The following is a 23,804-nucleotide window of genomic DNA, read 5'->3' as shown; positions in this document are numbered from 1 at the left end:
CCAACACACCTGCGTCGTAAAGGATGACGGGTATAGTTTTTATTAGCACAGGGTTAAATACTACGCATGAAGCCTTCTATTGTTGCCAAACTGGAAGTGTTACAAGAGCGCCATGAAGAAGTTCAGGCGATGCTCGGCGATGCTGCCGTGATTGCCGATCAAGATAAATTCCGCAATCTTTCCCGCGAATATGCTCAGTTGAGCGATGTTTCTGCCTGTTTTCTGACCTGGCGTCAGGCGCAGGAAGACCTGGCTGCCGCACAGGAGATGTTGGACGATCCTGAAATGCGCGAGATGGCCCAGGACGAAATCCAGCAGTGCCAGACTAAACTCGAAGAGCTTGAGCAAGAGCTGCAATTGCTGTTGCTGCCTAAAGATCCTGACGACGAACGCAGCTGTTTCCTGGAAGTGCGCGCCGGTACGGGCGGTGATGAAGCCGCGATTTTTGCCGGTGACTTGTTCCGCATGTACAGCCGCTATGCCGAAGCCCGCCGCTGGCGCGTTGAGATTATGAGCGCCAACGAAGGAGAGCACGGCGGTTATAAAGAAGTCATCGCCAAGGTCTCTGGCGACGGGGTTTATGGCCAGTTCAAGTTTGAGTCCGGCGGTCACCGCGTACAGCGTGTGCCAGAGACTGAATCGCAGGGACGTATCCATACTTCAGCCTGTACGGTGGCGGTAATGCCAGAAGTTCCCGAAGCCGAATTGCCGGAAATCAACGCCGGTGACCTGCGTATTGATACTTTCCGCTCATCAGGCGCTGGTGGTCAGCACGTTAACACCACCGACTCCGCTATTCGTATTACCCACTTGCCAACCGGCATTGTGGTCGAGTGTCAGGACGAACGTTCGCAGCACAAAAACAAAGCCAAGGCGTTGTCGGTGCTCGGCGCGCGTATTCGTGCAGCAGAAGTGGCAAAACGCCATCAGGAAGAGGCTTCTACCCGCCGCAACCTGCTGGGCAGTGGCGACCGTTCCGACCGTAATCGCACTTATAATTTCCCGCAGGGCAGGGTAACCGACCACCGCATCAACCTGACAATCTACCGTCTGGATGAAGTCATGGAAGGCAAGCTTGATGCGCTAATCCAACCGATTGTGCAGGAATATCAGGCCGACCAACTTGCTGCGCTGTCCGAGCAGGAATAATGGATTTTACCCGCTGGTTGACCCATGCGGTAGGTCGTCTGGCGGCCAGTGACAGCCCAAAGCGAGATGCAGAAATCTTGCTGGGCCATGTCACTGGCCGTGCGCGCACCTATATTATGGCCTTTGGTGAAACAGAACTCAGCGACGAGGCACGGGTTCAGCTTGAAGCCCTGTTGAGCCGCCGCGAGAAGGGCGAACCCGTCGCTTATCTCATCGGTGAACGCGAGTTCTGGTCTCTGCCGCTAAGCGTTTCCCCCGCGACTCTGATCCCGCGCCCCGATACTGAGTGTCTGGTTGAACAGGCGTTGATGCGTCTAGGCACCGCAGCGGCTCGCGTGCTGGATCTGGGCACCGGCACGGGTGCGATTGCTCTGGCGATTGCCAGCGAACGGCCTGACTGTCAGGTGACTGGCGTCGATCTACAGCCTGAAGCGGTCTCATTGGCGCAATACAACGGCCAAAAACTGTCGATAGGCAATGCTAATTTCCTGCAAGGCAGCTGGTTCACCCCGGTTGGCGACCAGCGTTTCGCGATTATTGCCAGTAATCCTCCCTATATCGACGCCGCCGACCCGCATCTTTCACAAGGTGACGTGCGTTTTGAACCCGCCAGTGCTTTGATTGCCGACAATAACGGGCTGGCGGACATTGATTATATTGTTGCCCATGCGCCGAGCCACCTTGAGGCAAACGGCTGGTTATTGCTGGAACACGGCTGGCAACAAGGGGAAGCGGTAAGAAATATTTTACAGGCAGCGGGTTTTACTCAGGTCGAGACAGTTAAAGACTATGGGGATAACGACCGCGTAACGCTTGGGCAATGGCCTGCTCCTTCGCAGGCTGTTTGATTCATTTTTCCCTCCTTTGACCTGATTTTGCTGAGTATTTATCTCTGCGTTCCGAATGGGTCAGGGAATTTCACGCAATGTTTGAGCCTGTTTGGCTAACCTGACAAGAAAAAGGAAGCAGCAATGTCGTCATATATTTGGGTAAAGGATTTCCATATCCTGTTTATTACTGTCAGTATCGTTCTGTTTATTCTTCGCTTTTTCTGGAAATGGGCCAATGCCGATATCATGCAAAAGCGCTGGGTTAAAATAGCACCGCATATTGTTGATACCTTTATGCTGGTGAGCGGTGTCTGGCTGGTGGTAATCACCCATTTTTATCCTTTTACGCCACAAGGTTCATGGCTGACCGAAAAGCTAATTGGCGTTATCATCTACATTGCCCTTGGATTTGTGGCTCTAGGAACAGGCAAGGACGGCTTGCGTAGCCAAAAGACGCGTTGGGTGGCCTTTATTCTGGCCTTGGGTTGTTTGTATTTGGTTGTTAAGCTAGCCCTAACTAAAATACCGCTGCTGATGGGATAACTATGAGTGCCATAGCTGATTTTGAATTTAACGCTGCGCCATTAAGCGCAGGTGTCATCCTGGTAACCCAGGCAATTCGCTTTGATTTTAAAGCCGACGATGTCTGTCGTCAGTTGCAGTCTTTGGTTGAAGAAGCCAGAAGCAAGGTACCTGAAGACTTAAATCAGGATCAGCAGCTCGAAGTGTTAATTGAATTATTTTACCGTACCTGGGGTTTTGGTGGGGCAGGAGGCATTTATCGCCTTTCCGACGCCATCTGGATCGATAAAGTGTTGGCTTCGCGCCAGGGTACGCCGGTTTCACTCGGGGTAATTTTCCTGCATATTGCTCACGCGTTGAATCTGCCGCTGATGCCGGTGATTTTCCCGACTCAGCTTATTGTGCGCGCTGACTGGCTCGACGAAGAAATGTGGCTGATTAATCCGCTCAATGGCGAGACGTTGAGTGAACACATTTTGCAGGTCTGGCTCAAAGGTAATCTGGGGCTGGGTGCCGAGATTGAGGATGATGATCTCGAGGAAGCAGATCACACCATGATCATTCGCAAGATGCTCGACACGCTGAAAGCCGCGCTGATGGAAGAGAAACAGATGGAGCTTGCGCTCAGCACCAGTGAAGCGGTGATAGAGTTTGATCCCGACGACCCTTACGAAATTCGCGATCGCGGGCTGATTTACGCGCAGCTCGACTGTAATCATGTCGCAATATCCGATTTGAATTATTTTGTCGAGCAGTGCCCGGAAGATCCCATTTCCGAAGTGATCAAAGTACAGATTCATTCGATAGAACAGAAACGCATAACGCTACATTAATCAGCCCTCCGGGGGCTGTTACATCACATTTGTACCTTTACTTTATTATTGATTAAGGCCAAAGCATGAAACATAAAGTGGTTAGCATTAAGGACATCAACGTAGCAAACGATTTGCCGTTTGTGTTGTTTGGCGGCATGAACGTGCTTGAGTCACGTGACATGGCGATGCGCGTTTGTGAGCACTATGTGAAAGTGACTGACAAACTGGGCATTCCTTATGTGTTCAAAGCCTCTTTTGACAAAGCCAACCGTTCTTCAATCCATTCCTATCGCGGTCCGGGCCTCGATGAAGGCATGAAGATTTTTCAGGATCTGAAAGCGGCTTTCGGTGTGAAAATCATTACTGACGTTCACGAAAGCTGGCAGGCACAGCCCGTTGCCGACGTGGTTGACGTGATTCAGTTGCCTGCGTTCCTGGCACGCCAGACCGACCTGGTTGAAGCCATGGCCAAGACCGGCGCCGTGATTAATGTTAAGAAGCCACAGTTCGTTAGCCCGGGTCAAATGGGTAACATCGTTGATAAATTCAAAGAAGGCGGCAACGATCAGGTTATTCTGTGCGATCGCGGCAGTAACTTTGGCTATGACAATCTGGTCGTTGATATGTTAGGCATGAACGTGATGATTAACGCCACCGGCGGTCATCCGGTGATCTTCGACGTGACCCACGCGCTACAGACCCGTGACCCGTTTGGTGCGGCCTCTGGCGGACGTCGCGCGCAGGTTGCCGAGCTGGCTCGCGCTGGCATGGCTGTGGGCATAGCAGGCCTGTTTATCGAGGCTCACGAAGACCCTGCGCACGCCAAGTGTGATGGCCCTTCTGCGCTGCCGCTGGACAAGCTGGAGCCGTTCCTGGTACAGATGAAAGCCATTGATGATTTGGTGAAAAGCTTCCCGGCGCTCGATACCAGTAAGTAACTTTGTTGAAATCCATAAATTGAATTTTGCAGACGAGAGGCGGCCTTTGGGTCGCCTTTTTAATGTCTGTTGGCATAAGGCAAAGCACTTTGGCGTAGATCACCAGCAAACAAAAAGGCCCTGATTTTCATCAGGGCCTTTCGCAATAATATGGCGGTGAGAGAGGGGTTCGAACCCTCGATACACTTTCGCGTATACACACTTTCCAGGCGTGCTCCTTCAGCCACTCAGACACCTCACCGTATCGTTACGCCGCTTAGCAGTGCAACGGGGCGCTACTATAGGGAGACAACCATTTTGGGTCAAGGAATATTTCCCGCAATAACGTCGAATGCCCAGTAGTTCAGCAATGTGCTGGTTTATTGCACGCTTTGCTGTGGCTGGTGGTGAGAACAAGAGTAAAAGTTGGCAATGCGAGACCGAAATTTCTTTGTTTCGTTTTTAATCGCCGCGAATTTTCGCATGAAAGTTAACGGAGGAAAGTTGTTCGCAGTGTAAAGGTAAAGCAGCAGTGAAAACGAAAAAGGGCCCAGATTTTCATCTGGACCCTTTCGCAATAATATGGCGGTGAGAGAGGGGTTCGAACCCTCGATACACTTTCGCGTATACACACTTTCCAGGCGTGCTCCTTCAGCCACTCAGACACCTCACCGTAGATTCTGCAAACACGCTGTGCTGCGGAATCGGCGCTAATGTAAGGAAATCCGCGGCCAGCGTCAACAGTCTTTTCACTATTGTGGTGTGTTTAGCGAAAAATACAGCAATTTGCTGATTTACAGAGCAAAAGCGGCTATTTCAAGCGAGCGGGTCCGTACTGTTTTCTTTGGTTGTTTATGTCTGGTCTGATTTAATGCCCGTTTTGAGCAACAAGCAAACACATGGCACACTGTAATGATTTATCGCAAAAAATGCTGTGAATTTGCCTATTGGCAACGGTATAACATGATGCGACTTAAAAACCAGAGCATAAAAAACCGCCGTGTTTTTAAGCACACAGCTTTCAATTTAGTCACTGACGAGTTTATGCATTTTTATCGGGCCGTTAACTGGCTTGAACAATCTAGTAAGTACAGGGGTACGACTTGAGTCATTCAGAAAATACATCACCTTCTCACGCAGTTATTCCCGCAGGTTCCGGCGCGCTGTTCTTTATACAGACCTTTTCCACGCTAGGTTTCGCCGTGCTTTACTCGACACTGGTGCTCTACGCCACCAAGCGCCTCGGGTTCAGTGAAAATCAGGCCAATGCCATCATGGGGGTCTTTGGTGCATTCAACTACGGCTTGCACATGTTTGGCGGCTACCTCGGCGGGCGTTACCTTAGCAACCGTAATCTGTTTGTTCTTGGCATGGTGTTGCAGGTTATTGGCTGTGCGCTGATTGCCTTAGCCGGAGTCAGCGGCCTGTATTGGGGGCTGGCGATGTTCCTCACCGGCAGCGGGCTTAACGTCACCTGTCTAAATATGATGCTCACTCAGCGTTTTGCTCCAGAGGACGAACGCCGCGAATCAGCTTTCCTGTGGAACTACGCCGGGATGAACCTCGGTTTCTTTGTTGGTTTTACCGTCGCGGGCTATTTTCAACTGACCGAGAATTACCGCGCACTGTTCCTTTTTGCCACTCTTGGCAATGCTGCTGCGATAATTCTCACCCTGTCGCGTTGGAATATCCTCAAGGATATCAATACACCGCTGAAACAGGTTAACTCACGGCAATTCATGCAGCGCATGCTGGTAGGGATCGCGATTCTTCTCGTGCTGGTGCCGATAATCCGCGTCTTGCTGACTCAGGCTGCCCTGAGCAGCTACTTCGTGGTTGCATTGGGCATTATCATTTTCGTTATTATGGGGATTGTGACTGCTCGCCATCGTCAGCGCGACGAGAAAAGCCGTATGAAAGCCTATCTGCTGCTTGCTGCCGGTTCTCTGGTGTTCTGGACGCTGTATCAGTTGGCACCGATGGGCCTGACGTTGTTCGCCGAAAATAATATCGACCTTAACGTTTTTGGTTTGCGCGTCGCGCCTCAGTGGATCCAGGATATTAACACAATCGTTATTGTCGTCGGTGGCCCGCTGATGGCGCTATGGTTTAAAAAACTTCGCCAGCGCGGCTTGCGTATCGATATTCCGCTTCAGTTCTCCGGCGCATTGTTATGTATTGGTATCGGTATGCTGGTACTGCCGATTGGCATTCATTTTGCCGGTGAAAATGGCCTGATGGCTTTCAAATGGATCGTCATTAGCTACGTTTTCCAAAGTATTGGCGAACTGATGATTTCGCCGATCGGCTACGCAATGATTGGCAAACTGGCTCCGGCGCGTTATCAGGGCGTAATGATGGGCTGCTGGATGATGGTCACCGGTGTTGGCGCCGTGTTGGCGAGTTTTATCTCCGGCCTGATGCCGGCGAATACCGGTAGCACTCCGGCAGTGACCAATCCGGGTTATAGCCAGGTGTTTAGCGTGCTGGGATGGGGGTCCGTTGCCACTGGCGTGATGCTTATGTTGCTAATCCCAGTCTTGCGTCGCCTTATCCAGCGTGAGCCGGCGTAATCTAATAGATATCGTGAATACCGAGGCCCTGTTGAACAGGGTCTTTTTTTTAATCAACTTTTCGCAGACAAAGGTTGCATCACAGTGATTTTAGAGGAAATCTAGAACAGCTAAGGAGGCAACATCATGAACATCATTTTCTATCACCCTACAATTGATTCAAAACCATGGATAGAAGGTATCGGCCAACGGTTGCCACAGGCGCAAGTTCGTGCCTGGCATCGCGGCGATACCTGTTCTGCAGATTATGCTCTGGTCTGGCATCCACCGCAGGAAATGCTGGCAATGCGCGGCGAGCTGAAAGGCATTTTCGTCATGGGCGCGGGCGTTGATGCAATCCTCACTCAGGAGCAGCGCGCTCCGGGTACTTTACCCGCGGGTGTGCCGTTAATTCGCCTGGAAGATACCGGCATGGCGCTGCAAATGCAGGAATATGCGCTGGCCACGGTGCTGCGATATTTCCGCCGACTCGACGAATATCAACTATTTCAACAGCAAAAACAGTGGCGTCCGCTTACTGCCCATCAGCATGGCGATTTCACTATCGGTATTCTCGGTGCCGGAGTGCTCGGCAGGGCGGTGGCAGAAAAGCTGACCAGTCTTAAATTCAAAGTGCGCAGCTGGAGCCGTACTCCCAAAAACCAGCCCGGCGTGGAGAGTTTTTATGGCAAAGAGCAACTGAATGATTTCGCCAATGGCTGCAAGCTGTTGATTAATTTGTTGCCCAATACGCCACAGACGGCGGGAGTCCTCAACCGAAACCTGTTTAACCAACTGGCACAGCAGTCTTATCTGGTAAATCTTGGTCGCGGGACGCATTTGGTTGAAGGTGACCTGCTAAACGCGCTCGACAGCGGTCAAATCGCTGCGGCAACGCTGGACGTTTTCGTTCGAGAACCGATGCAGCGCATGCACCCATTTTGGTCACATCCGCGTGTTAGCATCACGCCTCATATCGGTGCCGACACCTTGCCGGAAGAAGCGATGGACAGTATTGTCGCAAATATTCAGGCAATTGAAGCCGGACGCACGCCGATTGGCCTGGTTGATCTGGCGCGCGGCTACTAGTCGGCGGCCCGTTCATCCGTTGAGAACTGCTAAGCTTTTAATGCCGTCCGGCTATGACCGCGACGGCTCATGCCTGAGGAGTAAATATGTTTCCGGTTGATTTACATATGCATACCGTCGCCAGCACTCATGCTTACAGCACGCTGCACGATTATATTGATGAAGCCCGGCAGAAAGGCATCAAGCTGTTTGCCATCACCGATCACGGCCCGGATATGGCCGATGCGCCGCATTATTGGCATTTTATGAACATGCAGGTATGGCCACGACTGGTCGACGGCGTTGGTATCCTGCGCAGTATCGAGTCCAATATCAAGAACATTAACGGTGATATTGACTGCACCGGGCCCATGCTCACTGCGGTGGATTTTGTGATTGCCGGTTTTCACGAACCTGTCATGCCGCCGGTCGACAAAGCCACCCATACTCAGGCAATGATTGCCGCCATGGCGGGCGGGGAAGTGCATATTATCAGTCACCCCGGAAACCCGAAATATCCAGTCGACATCACGGCCATTGCCGAGGCCGCCGCGAAATACGAGGTGGCGCTGGAGCTGAATAACTCGTCATTCACCCACTCGCGCAAGGGCAGCGAACCCAACTGTCGTGCGATTGTTGCTGCTGTAAAAGAAGCCGGTGGCTGGCTGGCACTGGGTTCTGATTCACATATTGCCTATTCGCTGGGCGGATTTGAGCATTGTGAACGTATAATTAAAGAGGTGGGATTCCCGCATGAGCGGATTTTAAATGCCAGCCCACGACGTTTCCTGGATTTTCTGCAACGACGCGGTAGACCGGCAATTGCAGAATTTTCCGAACTGTGACATTGTCACGCAAATTTTTGCGTCGCCAATCTTAATCAGGTTCTTATTATGAATGAGTTTTCTATCGTTTGCCGCGTATTGGGCACTTTGTTTTATCGTCAGCCACAAGACCCGCTTTTAGTGCCGCTGTTTGGCCTGATACAGCAAGGTAAACTGCGTGAGCATTGGCCGCTGGAGCAGGATGCTTTGCTGCTGCGTTTGCAGCAAAGCGCTGACCCGCAGGCTTTGGCGGCGGAGTTTAACCATCTGTTTGTCGGCACCGAGTGCGCAGTATCGCCGTTTCGCAGTGATTATGTCGAAGGCGATTCGGAGCAGGAAGTGCGCACTTTCCTCAAGCAGCGCGGCATGCCAATGACAGAAGCTCCGGCGGATCATTTTGGTTCAATGCTGCTGGCAGCTTCATGGCTGGAAGATCAGTCGCAGGAAGATGAAGCGGCGGCGCAGATTGCGTTGTTTGATGAGCTGATGCTGCCATGGTGCGGTAAATTCCTTGGCAAGGTTGAAGCCCACGCAACCAGTGGCTTCTATCGCACGCTTTCGGAAATCACTCGCGAGGCGATTACTGCAATGCGTGACGAGCTGGAAGAAGCATTGCCGGACGATATTGAAGACAGCGAAGAAGACGAACAATAAGCAGTTTTTGGTTCGCGAGTTTCGCCTGATTTGCCAGTCAGGAAATTTCTAGCCACTAGGTTAGAAAATTCCAATTTTTAGAATTGAAAAAGCCTGAGTTGACACCCGAATGGGGCTGGTCAATCTCAGGCTTTTTTTTACTACTATGTGGCAGATGGCGCGGTTGCCCTTGATAAACAGGATATAACCGCAAATTTTTTAGTCGGTGAACGGGATCACTAATTCGCCCGGTTTCACTTCCAGCCCCTTGGCCAGTCTTTTTGCCATTGCTTCAGTTTCGCTATGATCGCTGCTCAGCACGTAAGCAGGTTTCTGGTCGAAATAAGATTTCAGCGACTGATTTAGATACGGCATCAAACCATCAATAACGGGCTGCATTTTCTCAGGCTGCACGGTGTAACTTACTACCTCGAGATCTTTCAGGTAGACAGCGCCTTCTTCCTTGTTGAACACCGGCGTGGCTTTCAAGGTCAGGGTCATGTCGGCTTTCTTCTTGCCAAACAGTGATTTGACGTCGATATCGGCATTGCCAGACAGGGTTATTTTACCCGGCTCGGCGCGGCCAATCTGGCTGCTAAGATCAGTCAACGTAATGCGAGCATCAGCCACGCCCGGCACGCCCACTTGTTTCTGGAAATCATTGTGTTTTTGCAGGTAGTGATTCACTTCCTGTTCACTGAGGGTGTATTGCGTAAGATGGTTGCATCCGGCAAGCAGGCCGACAAAAATCAGGGCAGCAGCCCCTAAAAATAGCTTTCTCATAACTTCCTCGATGAAATTTCCAAGGCGCACAGTATGCCCTGTTTGTAAACGGAGAGGGAAGGAGAAGAAAGTATAGAAAAGTAAGGGCCGCACCGAATGTGCAGCCCTTGAGCAGAAAACTGGCTAACTGGCGATGCTGGTCAGCAGGTTTATCTGAGTTTGTTTAGCCATATTGTCGCGATAGGCCTGCACGCGGGTCGGCAATTCTACGCCCTTGACGATAGACAGTGAGCGCAACACGGGGAACAGGTGAATATCATCCTCCGACAACTCACCATTAACCGCATTAGGCTCTTTAATCAGCTTGTCGAGGTCGCGCAAGTCCTGATTGATTTTTTTAACCAATCCGGGCGAATGTTGCAGGTGCTCTTTAAAATCGCCGAGTTTTGCCTGTTTCTTGTCGGTGAAATACTGACGAGCCTGTGGCGTAGCGAACTCTTCAAAAGGAGCCGCTGCGAAACGTGGAATAAGCAGCTTCTCGGTGTACTCGGATACGTGACGCAACCAGGCGGAAATTTGGGCACTCAGCGGGCCGGTCAGCAGCGGTTTGCGGTCTGATTTATCGATGTACTGAACGATATCCATGCTTTCTGGCATAAAGCTGCCGTCTTGTTTTTGCAAGATAGGCACCACTTTTTGACCAACCATTGACGTCGGGGTTTTCTCGTCGTCATTAAGCAGGGCATTAACCTCTACCGGAAGATTCTTAAGGCCAAAAATCATGCGGGCCTTTACGCAGTAGGGACAGTGTTCATAAACATATAACTTCATGATACGTGGCTCCTTTTTATACCGGCAAACAGGGGTGTAGGGAAGATCGGTTTGCCGTTTTCTCTTCTGTCACCAGAGATGTCTCAATCATTGAGTATGGTGAAAATGTTCCCTGAGATCAAACCGCAAAGCTTAGTTTCCGCGAAGCATCGCAGGTTCAGTGCAACGCTCGTTCGACGTCATACATTTAACTGCAACCGTTATAGACCTGTGGCTATCGCGGTCGCTCCACAAGGGTCGATAAATTGAACCGCAACCAGCGATGGTCAAAACTTCAAGCGGATAATTAGATCGTGCGCCATAGATGATCTTTTTTATCGTCAAGAGGCTTCAGGACTGGCAAAATCAATGACGGGACGCTGAATATATTGAATAATTCTGTACGGGGTTCAACATAGGATACTCGCCTCGGCTCTGATGCACACAGAGGCGGTAGAAATCGTATAGGTTCAAAGGAAATGACAGAGGCTGTTTCCTGTAAAATGTTCTTATCGAGCCGTGCATAATCTGGAGGGAAGGGATGTTTGGCTATCGATCAGCAGCACCTAAAGTGCGGCTTACAACAGACCGAATGGTATTGCGCCTGGTACACGAGCGCGATGCCCATCGTCTGGCCGATTATTACACTGAAAACCGCGCCTTTTTAAAACCCTGGGAACCTATCCGGGATGAAAGCCATTGCTATCCTTCCGGCTGGCAGGCGCGTCTTGGCCTGATTAACGAGATGCAAAAGCAGGGCACCGCCTACTATTTCATTCTGCTTGATCCTGACGAAAATCATATCCGCGGTGTGGCGAATTTCAGCAACGTTTTGCGCGGCTCATTCCATGCCTGCTTCCTGGGTTATTCCCTTGGCGAGCAATGGCAAGGTCAGGGCCTGATGTATGAAGCGCTGCAATCGCTCATCCGCTATATGCAACGCCACCAAAGGATGCATCGTATTATGGCCAATTATATGCCGCACAATCACCGCAGCGGTGGCCTGCTGGAGCGACTCGGTTTTGAGCGCGAAGGCTATGCGAAAGATTATTTGCTGATTGATGGTAAATGGCAGGACCACGTGTTGATGGCGCTCACTGACCGTCAATGGCTGCCGCCGCGATAATTAAGGGAAAACATGAAATATGAATTCAGCGCCAAAGAAGCGCGGGTCATCGGCTGTATGTTGGAAAAGCAAATAACGACGCCCGAACAGTATCCTCTCAGTCTTAACAGCCTGACCACCGCCTGCAATCAGAAGACTAACCGCGAGCCGGTGATGGAACTTGGCGAATCCGAAGTGCAGCAAACGCTGGATCTTCTGCTGCGAAAGCATATTATTCGCTCGGTCAGCGGCAGCAGGACCATGAAATACGAGCACCGTTTCTGTAACTCTGAGTTCGGCAATCTTAAATTCTCTTCTGCGGAAGTGGCGCTGATAGCAACCCTGTTGCTACGCGGAGCCCAAACGCCCGGCGAGTTGCGCACGCGAACCAACCGGCTGCATGATTTCGCCGATGTCAGCCAGGTTGAGCAAACCCTGAATGATTTGGCGAGTCGCGAAGATGGTCCGTTTTGCGTTCGTCTGGCTCGTGAACCGGGAAAACGCGAAAGCCGCTTTATGCATTTATTTAGCGGTGAGGTTACAGATGCCGCCAGCGACGACGAAATTGTTAATTTGTCCGTATTATCCAGCGCTGCTGAAAGTGATTTGGCCGAACGAGTTGGCGTATTGGAAAATGAGGTTGCCGAACTCAAGCAACGCCTGGATCATCTTCTCGAAAGGTTGGCTGATTAAAGGAGTTTAGAATGAGCAAACTTCGCCTTGGCGTGGTAGGGCTAGGCGGTATCGCGCAAAAGGCTTATCTGCCGATATTGAGTCAGGCCATTGACTGGACGCTGGAAGGGGGATTTTCGCCGAATCAGGCCAAAGCGCAGTCGGTTTGTGACAGTTATCGATTCCGCTGTTATCCCCGGCTTGATGAGTTGGCTCAGGCTTGCGATGCAGTATTTGTGCACAGCAGCACCGAGTCGCACTTTAGTGTGATTACCCAGCTGTTGAATGCCGGCGTTCACGTTTATGTCGATAAGCCGCTGGCTGCAGAGCTGGGTGAGGCCGAACAGCTAGTGGAGCTGGCCCGGCGACAGGGTAAAACCTTGATGGTTGGATTTAATCGTCGTTTTGCCCCGCTTTATGTGCAGCTAAAAAACCAGTTGAAAAACAGCACAGGCCCGGCTTCAATTCGTTTTGATAAACACCGTGCCGATAGCGTCGGCCCTCAAGATGCAGCTTTCACGCTGCTCGATGATTACCTGCACGTAGTCGATACCGCGCTATGGTTGGCGGAAGGTGAAAGCCAGCTGGTCGGCGGCCAGATTGATACCAACTCTCAGGGGCAGCTGCTTTACGCCGAGCATCAATTTACAGCCGGTAACACGCGGATTACCACCGCCATGCATCGCCGCGCGGGGACTCAGCGCGAAGCGGCACAGGTCGTGATGGACGCAGGTTGGTATCAGGTCAGCGATATGCGCCGGTGGCAGCAGGAAAGCGCGCCGGGGATCACCGAACAACCGATCGCTGGTTGGCAGACTACGTTGGCCCAGCGAGGGTTCGAGGGCGCAATCCGGCATTTTATCGACTGTGTCAGCAATCAAACTGTCCCGCAGACCAGCGGAGAACAGGCGCTGGCGGCGCAAAGAGTGATCGCAAAGTTGCTGCTGCAGTAGTGATTATTCTGATAATTTCCTATGGGAAACAATATATAACAACTGCCTGTAGCTATTGTATTTTTGATACGTAGACTATACGCACTTTCGAACCTTGCCGGGGCTGTTTCGCAGTTTACCGGCCACAAGAAAAAGTCACATGAATCTACTGAAGTCTTTAGCCGCCGTCAGTTCAATGACGATGTTTTCCCGGGTACTTGGTTTTGCCCGCGATGCCGTAGTTGCCCGAGTGTTTGGTGCAGGTATGGTGACCGACGCCTTTTTCGTCGCCTTTAAATTACCGAATCTCCTGCGCCGTATTTTTGCCGAAGGCGCGTTTTCTCAGGCCTTCGTGCCGATCCTTGCCGAATATAAAAGCCAGCAGGGGGAAGAGGCGACGCGCACCTTTATCGCCTTTGTCTCCGGCCTGCTGACGTTGGTGCTGGCGCTGGTGACCGTCGCCGGAATGTTTGCTGCTCCGTGGGTTATTTATGTGACCGCTCCGGGGTTTGCCGATACGCCTGACAAGTTTGCGCTGACCTCTGCGCTGCTGCGCGTGACGTTCCCGTATATTCTGCTGATTTCGCTCGCCTCGCTGGCGGGCGCTATCCTCAACACCTGGAACCGCTTCTCGATCCCGGCTTTTGCTCCCACGCTGCTTAACGTCAGCATGCTGGTGTTTGCACTGTTTGCCGCGCCGTATTTCCATCCGCCGGTCATGGCACTGGCGTGGGCCGTGGTGGTCGGTGGAGTGCTGCAATTAGGCTACCAACTGCCGCATCTGAAAAAAATCGGCATGCTGGTGTTGCCGCGACTGAATCTTAAAGATGCTGGCGTATGGCGGGTGATGCGCCAGATGGGGCCGGCTATTCTGGGGGTTTCCGTCAGCCAGATCTCGCTGATTATCAATACCATTTTCGCCTCTTTCCTGGTCTCGGGATCGGTATCGTGGATGTATTACGCCGACCGTTTGATGGAGTTTCCGTCCGGCGTGCTGGGCGTGGCGTTGGGGACGATTCTGCTGCCTTCTTTGGCGCGCAGTTTCTCCAGCGGCAACCATAAAGAGTACAACCGCCTGATGGATTGGGGGCTGCGTCTATGTTTCCTGCTGGCGCTGCCGAGCTCGGTAGCATTGGGTATTTTGGCCAAGCCGCTGACCGTCGCACTTTTCCAGTACGGCAAGTTTAACGCTTTTGATGCTTCTATGACCCAGCGCGCGCTGGTCGCTTATTCAGTCGGTCTAATGGGGCTTATCGTGGTCAAAGTGTTGGCGCCGGGATTCTATTCGCGTCAGGACATTAAAACCCCGGTTAAAATTGCGATCATTACCTTGATCATGACTCAGCTGATGAATCTGGCATTTATAGGTCCGTTGAAACACGCGGGGCTGTCGTTGTCGATTGGCCTGGCGGCCTGTTTGAATGCTTCACTGCTTTATTGGCAGCTTCGCAAGCAGGATATTTTCCAACCGCAACCGGGCTGGGCGAGCTTCCTGACTCGCCTGTTCATCGCGGTAATCGTTATGGCCGCTGCGCTGGTGGGCATGATGTACGTGATGCCAGACTGGTCACTGGGCGGCATGCCAATGCGCCTTCTGCGCCTTGCCTCTGTGGTGGTTGTGGGGGTTGTCGTGTACTTTGCCGCGTTGGGCCTGCTCGGGTTCAAAGTGAAGGACTATGCGCGTAGCTAGCACTTAACCTCTTATTTTAACAATAAAAAAGGCCGCATTTAGCGGCCTTTGGTTTATCTGAAACAGCGAGTTTACATCCGTTCTACAGTTTCAATACCCAGAGTATCCAAACCGGTTTTCAAGGTGCGTTGCGTCAACAGCGCCAGCTTCAGGCGGCTGTTACGCACGTTGGCATCTTCAGCGTTAAGAATTGGGCAGTCTTCGTAGAAACCGGAGAACAGGCCAGCCACGTCATAAAGGTAAGCGCACATTACGTGCGGAGTACCGTCGCGCGCAACCAGAGTCAAGGTTTCTTCAAACTGCAGCAGTCGTGTTGCCAGTGCCAGCTCGCGGTCTTCAGTCAACACCATCGGTGCAGTCAGGCTGCTCACGTCAATGTCGGCACGCTTGAAGATAGACGCCACGCGAGTGTACGCGTATTGCATATATGGCGCGGTGTTACCTTCAAACGCCAGCATGTTGTCCCAGTCGAAGATGTAGTCAGTGGTGCGACTTTTCGACAGGTCAGCGTATTTGATTGCACCGATACCCACGGCGTTGACCAGATTTTCCAATTCTTCGGCTGGCAGGTCCGGTTTTTTGGATAAAATCAGCTCGCGCGCGCGAACAATGGCTTCATCCAGCAAATCGGAGAGCTTGATGGTGCCACCGGAGCGAGTTTTAAACGGCTTGCCGTCTTTCCCCAACATCATGCCGAAAGCGTGATGCTCAAGCGCAACAGAGTCCGGCACATAACCGGCTTTACGCACGATAGTCCACGCCTGCTGCAGGTGCTGATGCTGGCGAGAATCGATGTAATAAAGAACGCGATCGGCACCTAACGTTTCGTAGCGATATTTCGCGCAGGCGATATCGGTGGTGGTATACAGATAGCCGCCATCTTTTTTACGAATGATTACGCCCATCGGGTCGCCGTCTTTGTTTTTGTATTCATCAAGGAATACAACCACGGCGCCTTCGCTGTCTACCGCCAGACCTTTATCCTGCAAGTCTGACACGATGCCCGGCAGCATGCTGTTGTACAGGCTTTCACCCATGACATCATCGCGCGTCAGCGTGACATTCATGCGATCGTAAGTGAGTTGGTTCTGCACCATGGTGACATCAACCAGCTTGCGCCACATTTGCAGGCAGTATTCATCACCGCCCTGTAGTTTGACTACGTAGGCGCGTGCGCGCAGCGCGAAATCTTCGTCTTCGTCGTAATTTTTCTTGGCTGCACGATAAAATTCTTCCAGATCGGAGAGTTTCATCTCGCCAGCGTTTTCGTTCTGCACTTTCTCGAGGTAGGCAATCAGCATACCAAACTGTGTGCCCCAGTCGCCGACGTGGTTGGCGCGGATAACTTTGTGGCCCAGCAATTCGTTGGTGCGCGCTGCGGCATCACCAATAATCGTGGAGCGTATGTGACCCACGTGCATTTCTTTCGCGACGTTTGGCGCAGAATAGTCGATTACGATGGTTTGCTGTTCAACTGGGGAAATACCCAGTTTAGCGTCGGCCAGTGCGGCGTCGGCGTTGGTGGCAACAAAGCCGCTGTCGAGGAAAATATTGATAAATCCAGGACCGGCGATTTCAACTTTAGAAGCGATACCAGACAGATCTAACAGCGCCACGACTTTTTCTGCCAGTTGTCGTGGTGGCATTGCTAATGTTTTAGCAACGGACATCACGCCATTGGCCTGATAGTCACCAAACTGTGCTTTTGCAGACTGACGAATCTGAGCTTCGACGTCTGACGGAGCACCTGCGGCAACGAGTGCCTGGCATACTTTTTCTGATAGAAGGGCCTGTATATTCACCGGATTACCTTAAATGACTAAACTTATAACACCGTAATGGTGTCAGCTTGATTGACTGGCATGGGCGACCACTGAGCACTATTTGGCCCATTGCCTACCCCTGACTTTACTGATGCGCTTTTATATCATATTAGCCAACTTGAGTCAGTAATGTGCAGGGCAATATCCCGCGCTATTAGTCGGTTAATCCGCATTGATAGACTGGCAACACGCCAAGGGGTTGTGTAAATTAAGCGCCCCATGCCACCCAAAGAGAAAAATCGATGACCACTTTGAACACCGTGCCGGAACTTAACGACCTGGTGGCTGATCTGCCGCGTTTTACCGAATTATTAGAAGCCTTTGCGCAAAAATTGCAGCTGGAACTGGCAGATTTTTATGCCGATCATATATCTGTTCGCTGTCACCAAAACACCACCGCCGACCGCTGGCGTAAAGGATTTGAGCAGTGCGGTTCACTGCTCAATGAAACGGAGATCAATGGCAGGCCAATCTGCCTGTATGATCTGGCGCAGCCGCTGAAAGTCGGGCCGTGGGAGATTGACTTGATTGAGCTGCCTTATCCTGGCGACAAGCGTTATCCGCACGAAGGATGGGAGCACGTTGAGCTTGTGCTGAGCGGCGGCGCGGAAGGGTTTTACCCGCGTGCACTGGCCGCGTTGGCCGACGAGGCGCTGGTCGCACCGGGCATCAAGCTAAAACAAAGCGCGCCAAAAGGCGAGCATGAGCGTTTACCGAACCCGACGCTGGCTATCACCGATGGAACAGTCACCATCAAGTTTCACCCTTACAGCCTGCGTGAAATTGTAGCCAGCGAACGGGAGCAGGGCTAACGAGCGGCCAGCGCAGACTCCATGCGGTCCAGCGCTTTTTCCAGCAGCGCCCTTTGACAGCCAGTTTTGGCCGTCGCTGTAGGCCGCGGTCGCCGCGACAAAGGCCAAAATATTGACATGCGGTACGATCCCTTGCGCGGTCAAGGCAAATTTGATGCGCAGTTCTTCATTAGGGACGATCGCCAATGAAGCGCCTAATCCGGCAAGATTAAGTCCGCATACCAGACAATCCATTCAGGCTTAATCGTCCAGTCATATCTTTCGTGCATCCTGCTAACAATGTTCTCAATGAGTGCCTGCGGGGGAGAACCATAGCCAAATACGCCTTCGGCAACTCGCTGTTGCAGCGCATTAATTACTGCTGGCGGTGATTTGAAATCTGTGTCGGCCACCCACAAGGGGATGACGTCAGAGTCACGATATTTGTTCCACTTAACGCTATCACTGTGACTGCGGTCGACCCATTGATCAAAATTGAATGTCATAGTTAGCTTTCCTAAGCAGGCAATTTAGCAGGATGCTTTTGCTTGAGCCTACGCGACATGGCCCCTTACAAACAAGTGTTGTAGCATGGGGGCGGAATCAGGAGAAATCACATGACTAAGTTAGAAGTGTGTTGTTATAGCGTGGACTGTGCTTTGACGGCCGAAGAGGCCGGAGCGGATCGCGTCGAGCTTTGCGCAAGCCAGGCCGACGGCGGCATTACTCCAAGCTATGGAACATTGAAACTGGCCAGGGAAAAATTGACTGTGCCTGTTCATCCGATTGTTCGACCTCGAGGCGGGGATTTTTGCTATAACCAAAGTGAGTTTGATGTCCTGAAAAGTGATGTTGCCTGCATTCGTGACCTTGGGTTTCCCGGCGTGGTGATAGGCATGCTTGATTCAGAAGGGCACATTGATATGCCGAGGATGTGGGAAGTCATGGCGCTGTGCGGTGAGATGCAAGTGACCTTCCACCGTGCCTTTGATATGTGCCTTAATCCCAAGGTTGCATTAGAGCAATTGACTCAGCTCGGCGTGGCGCGCATTCTGACATCAGGCCAGCAACAAAATGCCGAGGTCGGTATTTCTATGTTGCGTGAACTTAATAATCTGACTCGTGGTCCAATAATTATGGCAGGTGCCGGTGTTCGCTTGACCAATCTGCAAAAGTTTGTCGATATTGGTTTGACCGAGTTGCACAGCTCGGCGGGTCGGCAGGTGCTTTCTGCCATGCGCTACCGCAAAGCCGGTGTTACCATGAGTTCTGATACTGATTTTGATGAATTCAGCCGCTATTGTGTAGACGGCGATATCGTTGCCGCAATGAAAAATGCTCTGGAATTTGATGGTTCGGTGAGTCGGACAGCCTAACCAGCATCCGCGCCGGACTGAAACATCAAGCTTTACCGGGTCTCACGACCCTTTTGCGTCGCCCTGCGCAAGTACCAGGCCCCGTCATTTTGGTGGGGCTTTTTTTATTTAAAACAATAGGTTAAAATTGAATTTGGTATTCACAAAGCAAGAGTGTTGATCACCTGTGAACCAGGTAATGACATTGACATCAATATAATCACGATCAATATTGAAGCCACAGCTAAAAGCAGCGCTTTGCTCAACAATAAAGCACGCAGTTTGTGCTTCGAATGAGCTTGAGGACGAGATGAAAAAAGAGACAAAAATGGTGCCTAAAATCCCTGCTGAACCTGAAGCACCTGTTGTTATCGAGCAGTTCCTTTGCTTCGCTCTTTATTCTGCCTCCCTTGCAATGACCAAGCTTTACCAGTCCAGGCTGAAACCTCTTGGTTTGACTTACCCTCAGTATTTGGTATTACTCGCGTTGTGGGAAAGAGACAATGTGACGGTTTCGGAAATTGGTGAACGTGTTCAGCTCGACTCGGGCACCCTTAGCCAGTTATTAAAACGACTGGAGCAAACCGGTATTATCAGTAGAAGGCGGGATGTCGGAAATGACGAGAGACGAGTCCTTATCTCACTGACCAAACAGGGTCATCAGCTTAAAATCGACGCAGCGGGAGTACCAGCAGATATGATCTCCGTGATGGACACCTCTTGTGACGAGCTGACAGATCTCACTTTCAGAGTCAAAGAATTGCGTCAGAAACTTATTAGCGCACTGCCGTAAAACTTTTAGTGATTCAAAATTTTAATCATACTGGCGCTGACATCTCTGCAAAAATAAAATACACCCCAGCCCATCCCCCTGCATGAAAAAACATCTTTGAAACAAAGGGTTAAATCAACTCACCCCAAATTGAATGTTTATGGATATTCGAGTGATCCTCTATGGGACGTACTGAGATTTTGTGTGGAATGAGCTGAGCTGAATTATCTGAATTTATCGTTTTGTGCCTTAATATCAGTCCTGAAGCCGGGGAGTGACTATCCTTTTATCTGCGCTAACAATTAACAAGCATGAGGATAAAGACATGACGATTAAACATACTCCCGTCTGGCTGATTACCGGCTGCTCAACCGGCTTTGGCCGAGAGCTGGCGAAAGAAGTGCTTAAAAAAGGTTTTAAAGTCGTGGTAACCGCCCGCGACAAGCGCTCAGTTGAAGATCTGGTCGTTGGTGCCGAAGAAAGTGCTTTGGCCGTGGCGCTGGACGTAACCGACAGCGCTGCGATTCAGAAAGCGGTTAAGGCGGCGGTCGATAAATTTGGTAGCATCAGCGTGCTGGTCAATAATGCCGGCTATGGTTATCAATCTTCTGTCGAAGAAGGGGAAGAAGATCAAATTCGCGCGCAGTTCGATGCCAACGTCTTTGGACTTTTTGCCCTGACACGGGCAGTACTGCCGATTATGCGTAAAACGGGTCACGGACATATCATCAACATCACTTCGGTCGCCGGATTGGTCGGATTTCCTGGTTCCGGTTATTACTCAGCCAGCAAGCACGCGGTGGAAGGCTGGTCAGATTCGCTTCAGGCAGAGGTTGGGCCATTGGGCATTAGCGTGACCTGTGTCGAGCCTGGTCCATTCCGTACCGATTGGGCAGGGCGCTCCTTGCAACAAACCCCCAATAAAATTGCCGACTATGCCGACACCGCGGGTAAACGTTTGCAGGGCACTTCAGAAGGCAGCGGTAAACAGCCTGGTGACCCAGTGCGTGCAGCGCAGGCGATGATTGCCATAACGCAAAGTGAAAATGCGCCAAGGCATCTGGTGTTGGGGGCTTGGGGTCACGATGCAGTCACGCAGAAACTGGCGCAGCGATTAAAGGAAATCGAAGACTGGAAAGAAACTTCCGTCGGCACAGATTTTCCGAAATAAAATAGTCGCTAAACCGCTAAGTAAAAATCCCTGCCAATAAGCAGGGATTTTTTATATCACAAGACTGTGTAAACTCACGATACCCGTTCAGCCAGGTGGGCGGATTCGCGAGTTCGACTATTGACTATCTGCAACACGCTTTGGCACATTTCTTCAGGAGTTGCCGCTTTATAACAATGCTCGCCATCTTCCAGACTTTCTTTATTGAAGTACTCTGCAATAACACACCAGCGCACAGCACCTCGGCTCCATACGTCTCTGTCTGCGGTGCCGTCACCAATAATTAAAGCCGGACTATTGATGATTTTCTTTTTGCGTAATTCTCCAACAATAAATGTCTTACTTTTCTTTGAGGACCACATTGGAGAAGGGCGCAGGCCGATGGCGTTATTACGCCACCAAAGAAAGCGATTGCCAGTGACATTATCAGGCGATATCCCCCATTCTGCGGCCAGTGGTTTTATCCACTCTTCATAGCCGCCGGAAATAATGTGTATGTTAGCGTTGGCCTGTTTCAGGTCGGCAAAAAGTTGGTGAAAAACCGGTAATAAACGGTCTTTACTGCGTTCTACATACAGTTGTACGTGATTCCTTCTGACCCTGCGTGCCATTTGCAGCATGAAAAGGTTTTCCGCAAAACTTGCCTTGCCAGCCAGTGCTTTTGGCGCAATATCAGCCAGCCTTTGCATTAAAAATGAACGTTGAGGATCGCTCTCAAGCGCAATTTTCAAGACTTCTACCGTGCTTTCTTCGGGTAATAGAGTGAAGTCGAAATCGAATATCACGTCCATTATTTTTTTCTCCCGGCACGGTATTGATGTTTGTCTTCGCGAGTGACTTGAGTCGCCGGAATCGCAAGATTATTGGCAATTTTTTGCTGGATCTGGTCGGCATAATGCTGTGCAGTGCCCGATTCTGATTCAGAAACATAGGCAGGTAACTTATCCAGATACTCCAGGTGAAAATGAATCGTAGGGCTACTAAGCAGCCGAAGAAACTTTATCACTCCCGATGAGTCGATAGGATTCGGCGCTAATCCAAAGGGCAAATTAATAGAAACGGCCAAGGGGACTACCGGGCGGCCTCTTACCACAAAATCAGGGCGGAAACGAAAAAGCCCCCGGCGATTATTTATGGTCGCTTCGGGGGTCACATAAAGCGCAACTCCATCAGGCGACTTTTTCCAATCCCGGAATTGCTTCATCATTTGTTTGAGGTTGTTAACTTCCCAATATGAAGAACCTGAACCTTTGAATAATAAGAAGCCCATCACCTTGCCAGCTAAACTGTCAACATGATGAACCATCAACGTACTTAAAGGCATTGCCAGTGCAGGAAAGTGATCGAAAACACTGATGTGATTCGCCGCAACAATGCACCCGTTAGTGTATTTTTGTACTGTGTCATAATCGAGGTTACAGGTAATCCTGATACCCAATAAACGAAGCAGGCTTCTATAAGTTTTTTTCTTGGTATGTACCGAACAAAATTGTATTAAAACTGTGTAAATAATTAGCAGGAATACCCTGCTTATTGCGACTAATATGCCCAAGGGAAACCAAAGAGCCCATAAAGCAGGATTCTTTTTATCCCCCTGGAACACTTCGTGATCGCAAAGAAGGACGACATCATCATTTTCCATTTCTGAGCCTTTAATTGATTTTGTTATCGGCAAAGCGCTTGCTTCCTACTAATTTGATGATTTTACCTTCATTTGCCTGACGTACTCTCTGGAAACGTTCTTGGCTGAAAATAATACGTTGGTGAGGGCCGTACTCTAAATCAAAAATACCGTCAGTAAATTCCTCTAACTGAAGATATTTCATGTTCATATTAATAGCTTTAACATTCTTGATATTGGTCATGGTATGAACCTGATCCAATTTTAAAACATCAAAGGCATAAGTTAATGCAAGATGACCGGCAATAAAGGGCCAGGGAGTTCCCCACCAAGGTTCGTCATAACGCATTCCAAAGTTGATGCCGTGTTCTTTTTTTTCAAATCCAGCAAAGCCGATAAAACGTTTATCTTCGCCAAGAGTGGCGGCCCAGCGAGAATAACCATACTGTTCCTGAGAGGCTCTAAAACGGGCAATCTCTTTCTCAACGACATCTTTAGGACGTGACTGACCTGATGAGATAAACTTCATGACTTGTTGGTTCGCCGCCATTGCCGAATAGCCTTCAACATCTTCAGGCTCCCACATTCTCAATGTAACATTATAGGCTTGGATAATGTCCATGCGCACTCCTTAATTGTGGTGACTTCAAGTAACAGTAACTTCAAGTAATAATAAGTTTATTAATTAAAGTGTATTTCCGACTAATAACAAATCTATCTAAAGAGTGACGTTATCAGATCTGGAGTGTGACGATTCCGTGTCAACTTTTTCCAGAACTCTGGAGAAGACAGTGACTACGCTATTTATTAATATAAATTTTTTCCGTTAAGCAATATTCCATCAAAGAATAGATTGATTTCGGAATAACAAAAAAGAGTAGCTGGTAAATGGCTCGGAATGAGCTCATCAGCGTTTAATTCAAACTCAGCGTGTTCTTTAACCTGGGTGGCCAGAGTTTAATGCGAGTTAGTTTCAGCGCTTGGTATCCAGTTGATCATTCTTGTGACCCTAATCGTTTAATTTTCAAT

General features: G+C 50.4%; 24 protein-coding genes, 2 tRNA genes and 1 pseudogene. 17 read left to right on the top strand and 10 right to left on the bottom strand.

What is annotated here, in order from left to right:
* Positions 1–66 precede the first annotated feature (66 nt).
* The 5 genes from prfA to kdsA all read left to right on the top strand — a co-directional run bounded on the left by prfA (position 67) and on the right by kdsA (position 4,254).
* Entirely contained in the window at positions 67–1,149 is a 1,083-nt protein-coding gene (gene prfA, locus AB3G37_RS14020) for a peptide chain release factor 1 (RefSeq protein ID WP_009635429.1), read from the top strand.
* Positions 1,149–1,997, top strand: a complete 849-nt coding sequence (gene prmC, locus AB3G37_RS14015; RefSeq protein WP_369788173.1) for a peptide chain release factor N(5)-glutamine methyltransferase — start codon at positions 1,149–1,151, stop codon at positions 1,995–1,997. Before prfA ends, prmC begins: the two co-directional genes overlap by 1 nt.
* 123 nt (positions 1,998–2,120) lie before the next feature.
* Positions 2,121–2,522: a SirB2 family protein gene (locus tag AB3G37_RS14010; protein WP_009635431.1), complete on the top strand. Its 402-nt coding sequence runs from the start codon at positions 2,121–2,123 to the stop codon at positions 2,520–2,522.
* A gap of 2 nt (positions 2,523–2,524) precedes the next feature.
* A complete protein-coding gene (sirB1, locus tag AB3G37_RS14005; protein WP_009635432.1) occupies positions 2,525–3,334 on the top strand; it encodes an invasion regulator SirB1 in 810 nt (269 codons plus the stop codon).
* A 65-nt stretch (positions 3,335–3,399) separates the two neighbouring features.
* Positions 3,400–4,254, top strand: coding sequence for a 3-deoxy-8-phosphooctulonate synthase (gene kdsA / locus AB3G37_RS14000; protein ID WP_009635433.1), 855 nt, complete (start codon positions 3,400–3,402; stop codon positions 4,252–4,254).
* Positions 4,255–4,405: 151 nt separating this feature from the next.
* On the opposite strand, the gene AB3G37_RS13995 is transcribed toward kdsA, so the two are convergent.
* Positions 4,406–4,495: transfer RNA gene (locus AB3G37_RS13995), tRNA-Ser, on the bottom strand.
* Between the two features lie 321 nt (positions 4,496–4,816).
* Positions 4,817–4,906 (bottom strand) — tRNA-Ser (locus tag AB3G37_RS13990).
* Between the two features lie 430 nt (positions 4,907–5,336).
* On the opposite strand from AB3G37_RS13990, the gene AB3G37_RS13985 reads away from it, so the two are divergent.
* The 4 genes from AB3G37_RS13985 to AB3G37_RS13970 all read left to right on the top strand — a co-directional run bounded on the left by AB3G37_RS13985 (position 5,337) and on the right by AB3G37_RS13970 (position 9,331).
* Positions 5,337–6,806: a peptide MFS transporter gene (locus AB3G37_RS13985; RefSeq protein WP_369788172.1), complete on the top strand. Its 1,470-nt coding sequence runs from the start codon at positions 5,337–5,339 to the stop codon at positions 6,804–6,806.
* Between the two features lie 126 nt (positions 6,807–6,932).
* Complete coding sequence (gene ghrA / locus AB3G37_RS13980) at positions 6,933–7,874, top strand: glyoxylate/hydroxypyruvate reductase GhrA (protein WP_369788171.1); 942 nt, start codon at positions 6,933–6,935, stop codon at positions 7,872–7,874.
* Positions 7,875–7,960: 86 nt separating this feature from the next.
* Positions 7,961–8,698 (top strand): phosphatase, encoded by a 738-nt coding sequence (locus AB3G37_RS13975; RefSeq protein WP_369788170.1) that lies wholly within the window; start codon positions 7,961–7,963, stop codon positions 8,696–8,698.
* 48 nt (positions 8,699–8,746) lie between these two features.
* Positions 8,747–9,331: a molecular chaperone gene (locus AB3G37_RS13970; RefSeq protein ID WP_009635438.1), complete on the top strand. Its 585-nt coding sequence runs from the start codon at positions 8,747–8,749 to the stop codon at positions 9,329–9,331.
* A 198-nt stretch (positions 9,332–9,529) separates the two neighbouring features.
* Here AB3G37_RS13970 and AB3G37_RS13965 read toward each other — a convergent pair whose 3' ends face one another.
* Positions 9,530–10,093 (bottom strand): lipoprotein, encoded by a 564-nt coding sequence (locus tag AB3G37_RS13965; protein WP_009635439.1) that lies wholly within the window; start codon positions 10,091–10,093, stop codon positions 9,530–9,532.
* Between the two features lie 123 nt (positions 10,094–10,216).
* The gene (gene grxB / locus AB3G37_RS13960) at positions 10,217–10,864 is read right to left on the bottom strand and encodes a glutaredoxin 2 (RefSeq protein WP_009635440.1); all 648 of its coding nucleotides are present in this window, start codon (positions 10,862–10,864) and stop codon (positions 10,217–10,219) included.
* A gap of 520 nt (positions 10,865–11,384) precedes the next feature.
* Here grxB and rimJ point away from each other — a divergent pair.
* The 4 genes from rimJ (at position 11,385) to murJ (ending at position 15,242) form a co-directional block, all read left to right on the top strand.
* Positions 11,385–11,969: a ribosomal protein S5-alanine N-acetyltransferase gene (rimJ, locus tag AB3G37_RS13955; RefSeq protein ID WP_009635441.1), complete on the top strand. Its 585-nt coding sequence runs from the start codon at positions 11,385–11,387 to the stop codon at positions 11,967–11,969.
* Positions 11,970–11,981: 12 nt separating this feature from the next.
* Positions 11,982–12,641, top strand: coding sequence for a YceH family protein (locus tag AB3G37_RS13950; protein WP_369788169.1), 660 nt, complete (start codon positions 11,982–11,984; stop codon positions 12,639–12,641).
* Positions 12,642–12,652: 11 nt separating this feature from the next.
* Positions 12,653–13,573 carry a Gfo/Idh/MocA family protein gene (locus tag AB3G37_RS13945; protein ID WP_369788168.1) on the top strand — a complete coding sequence of 307 codons (921 nt, stop codon included), beginning with the start codon at positions 12,653–12,655 and terminating at the stop codon, positions 13,571–13,573.
* 139 nt (positions 13,574–13,712) lie between these two features.
* Positions 13,713–15,242, top strand: coding sequence for a murein biosynthesis integral membrane protein MurJ (gene murJ, locus AB3G37_RS13940; RefSeq protein WP_369788167.1), 1,530 nt, complete (start codon positions 13,713–13,715; stop codon positions 15,240–15,242).
* A 71-nt stretch (positions 15,243–15,313) separates the two neighbouring features.
* Here murJ and argS read toward each other — a convergent pair whose 3' ends face one another.
* Positions 15,314–17,044 carry an arginine--tRNA ligase gene (argS, locus tag AB3G37_RS13935; protein WP_009635445.1) on the bottom strand — a complete coding sequence of 577 codons (1,731 nt, stop codon included), beginning with the start codon at positions 17,042–17,044 and terminating at the stop codon, positions 15,314–15,316.
* A 263-nt stretch (positions 17,045–17,307) separates the two neighbouring features.
* Here argS and AB3G37_RS13930 point away from each other — a divergent pair, with 263 nt between their 5' ends.
* Positions 17,308–17,877, top strand: a complete 570-nt coding sequence (locus tag AB3G37_RS13930; RefSeq protein ID WP_369788166.1) for a VOC family protein — start codon at positions 17,308–17,310, stop codon at positions 17,875–17,877.
* Here AB3G37_RS13930 and AB3G37_RS13925 read toward each other — a convergent pair.
* Both AB3G37_RS13925 and AB3G37_RS13920 read right to left on the bottom strand, forming a co-directional pair.
* Entirely contained in the window at positions 17,874–17,996 is a 123-nt protein-coding gene (locus AB3G37_RS13925) for a hypothetical protein (protein ID WP_369788165.1), read from the bottom strand. The genes AB3G37_RS13930 and AB3G37_RS13925 overlap by 4 nt on opposite strands.
* Positions 17,997–18,083: 87 nt before the next feature.
* Positions 18,084–18,362: pseudogene (locus AB3G37_RS13920) on the bottom strand (aspartate aminotransferase); the annotation flags it as partial.
* A 111-nt stretch (positions 18,363–18,473) separates the two neighbouring features.
* Here AB3G37_RS13920 and cutC point away from each other — a divergent pair.
* The 3 genes from cutC to AB3G37_RS13905 all read left to right on the top strand — a co-directional run bounded on the left by cutC (position 18,474) and on the right by AB3G37_RS13905 (position 21,154).
* Positions 18,474–19,232, top strand: coding sequence for a copper homeostasis protein CutC (gene cutC, locus AB3G37_RS13915; RefSeq protein ID WP_009635448.1), 759 nt, complete (start codon positions 18,474–18,476; stop codon positions 19,230–19,232).
* 289 nt (positions 19,233–19,521) lie between these two features.
* Positions 19,522–20,004, top strand: coding sequence for a MarR family winged helix-turn-helix transcriptional regulator (locus AB3G37_RS13910; RefSeq protein ID WP_369788164.1), 483 nt, complete (start codon positions 19,522–19,524; stop codon positions 20,002–20,004).
* A gap of 304 nt (positions 20,005–20,308) precedes the next feature.
* Positions 20,309–21,154, top strand: coding sequence for an oxidoreductase (locus tag AB3G37_RS13905; protein ID WP_369788163.1), 846 nt, complete (start codon positions 20,309–20,311; stop codon positions 21,152–21,154).
* A 74-nt stretch (positions 21,155–21,228) separates the two neighbouring features.
* On the opposite strand, the gene AB3G37_RS13900 is transcribed toward AB3G37_RS13905, so the two are convergent.
* From AB3G37_RS13900 to AB3G37_RS13890, 3 genes are read right to left on the bottom strand one after another with little or no spacing between them, the layout of a single operon-like run.
* Positions 21,229–21,945, bottom strand: a complete 717-nt coding sequence (locus AB3G37_RS13900; RefSeq protein ID WP_369788162.1) for an HAD family hydrolase — start codon at positions 21,943–21,945, stop codon at positions 21,229–21,231.
* Positions 21,945–22,796: a hypothetical protein gene (locus AB3G37_RS13895; RefSeq protein ID WP_369788161.1), complete on the bottom strand. Its 852-nt coding sequence runs from the start codon at positions 22,794–22,796 to the stop codon at positions 21,945–21,947. The genes AB3G37_RS13900 and AB3G37_RS13895 overlap by 1 nt, the downstream gene beginning before the upstream one ends.
* A 10-nt stretch (positions 22,797–22,806) precedes the next feature.
* A complete protein-coding gene (locus tag AB3G37_RS13890) occupies positions 22,807–23,397 on the bottom strand; it encodes a GNAT family N-acetyltransferase (protein WP_369788160.1) in 591 nt (196 codons plus the stop codon).
* Between the last annotated feature and the right edge of the window lie 407 nt (positions 23,398–23,804).

The sequence above is a fragment of the Rouxiella sp. WC2420 genome (assembly GCF_041200025.1).
Classification (GTDB): domain Bacteria; phylum Pseudomonadota; class Gammaproteobacteria; order Enterobacterales; family Enterobacteriaceae; genus Rouxiella.
This window is presented reverse-complemented; position numbering and strand designations above follow the sequence as displayed.

Excerpts from the sequence above, each read along its gene's own strand:
- prfA (WP_009635429.1), top strand. The coding sequence starts at position 67 with ATGAAGCCTTCTATTGTTGCCAAACTGGAAGTGTTACAAGAGCGCCAT.
- prmC (WP_369788173.1), top strand. The coding sequence starts at position 1,149 with ATGGATTTTACCCGCTGGTTGACCCATGCGGTAGGTCGTCTGGCGGCC.
- AB3G37_RS14010 (WP_009635431.1), top strand. The coding sequence starts at position 2,121 with ATGTCGTCATATATTTGGGTAAAGGATTTCCATATCCTGTTTATTACT.
- sirB1 (WP_009635432.1), top strand. The coding sequence starts at position 2,525 with ATGAGTGCCATAGCTGATTTTGAATTTAACGCTGCGCCATTAAGCGCA.
- kdsA (WP_009635433.1), top strand. The coding sequence starts at position 3,400 with ATGAAACATAAAGTGGTTAGCATTAAGGACATCAACGTAGCAAACGAT.
- ghrA (WP_369788171.1), top strand. The coding sequence starts at position 6,933 with ATGAACATCATTTTCTATCACCCTACAATTGATTCAAAACCATGGATA.
- AB3G37_RS13975 (WP_369788170.1), top strand. The coding sequence starts at position 7,961 with ATGTTTCCGGTTGATTTACATATGCATACCGTCGCCAGCACTCATGCT.
- AB3G37_RS13970 (WP_009635438.1), top strand. The coding sequence starts at position 8,747 with ATGAATGAGTTTTCTATCGTTTGCCGCGTATTGGGCACTTTGTTTTAT.
- AB3G37_RS13965 (WP_009635439.1), bottom strand. The coding sequence starts at position 10,093 with ATGAGAAAGCTATTTTTAGGGGCTGCTGCCCTGATTTTTGTCGGCCTG.
- grxB (WP_009635440.1), bottom strand. The coding sequence starts at position 10,864 with ATGAAGTTATATGTTTATGAACACTGTCCCTACTGCGTAAAGGCCCGC.
- rimJ (WP_009635441.1), top strand. The coding sequence starts at position 11,385 with ATGTTTGGCTATCGATCAGCAGCACCTAAAGTGCGGCTTACAACAGAC.
- AB3G37_RS13950 (WP_369788169.1), top strand. The coding sequence starts at position 11,982 with ATGAAATATGAATTCAGCGCCAAAGAAGCGCGGGTCATCGGCTGTATG.
- AB3G37_RS13945 (WP_369788168.1), top strand. The coding sequence starts at position 12,653 with ATGAGCAAACTTCGCCTTGGCGTGGTAGGGCTAGGCGGTATCGCGCAA.
- murJ (WP_369788167.1), top strand. The coding sequence starts at position 13,713 with ATGAATCTACTGAAGTCTTTAGCCGCCGTCAGTTCAATGACGATGTTT.
- AB3G37_RS13930 (WP_369788166.1), top strand. The coding sequence starts at position 17,308 with ATGACCACTTTGAACACCGTGCCGGAACTTAACGACCTGGTGGCTGAT.
- AB3G37_RS13925 (WP_369788165.1), bottom strand. The coding sequence starts at position 17,996 with ATGTCAATATTTTGGCCTTTGTCGCGGCGACCGCGGCCTACAGCGACG.
- cutC (WP_009635448.1), top strand. The coding sequence starts at position 18,474 with ATGACTAAGTTAGAAGTGTGTTGTTATAGCGTGGACTGTGCTTTGACG.
- AB3G37_RS13910 (WP_369788164.1), top strand. The coding sequence starts at position 19,522 with ATGAAAAAAGAGACAAAAATGGTGCCTAAAATCCCTGCTGAACCTGAA.
- AB3G37_RS13905 (WP_369788163.1), top strand. The coding sequence starts at position 20,309 with ATGACGATTAAACATACTCCCGTCTGGCTGATTACCGGCTGCTCAACC.
- AB3G37_RS13900 (WP_369788162.1), bottom strand. The coding sequence starts at position 21,945 with ATGGACGTGATATTCGATTTCGACTTCACTCTATTACCCGAAGAAAGC.
- AB3G37_RS13895 (WP_369788161.1), bottom strand. The coding sequence starts at position 22,796 with ATGGAAAATGATGATGTCGTCCTTCTTTGCGATCACGAAGTGTTCCAG.
- AB3G37_RS13890 (WP_369788160.1), bottom strand. The coding sequence starts at position 23,397 with ATGGACATTATCCAAGCCTATAATGTTACATTGAGAATGTGGGAGCCT.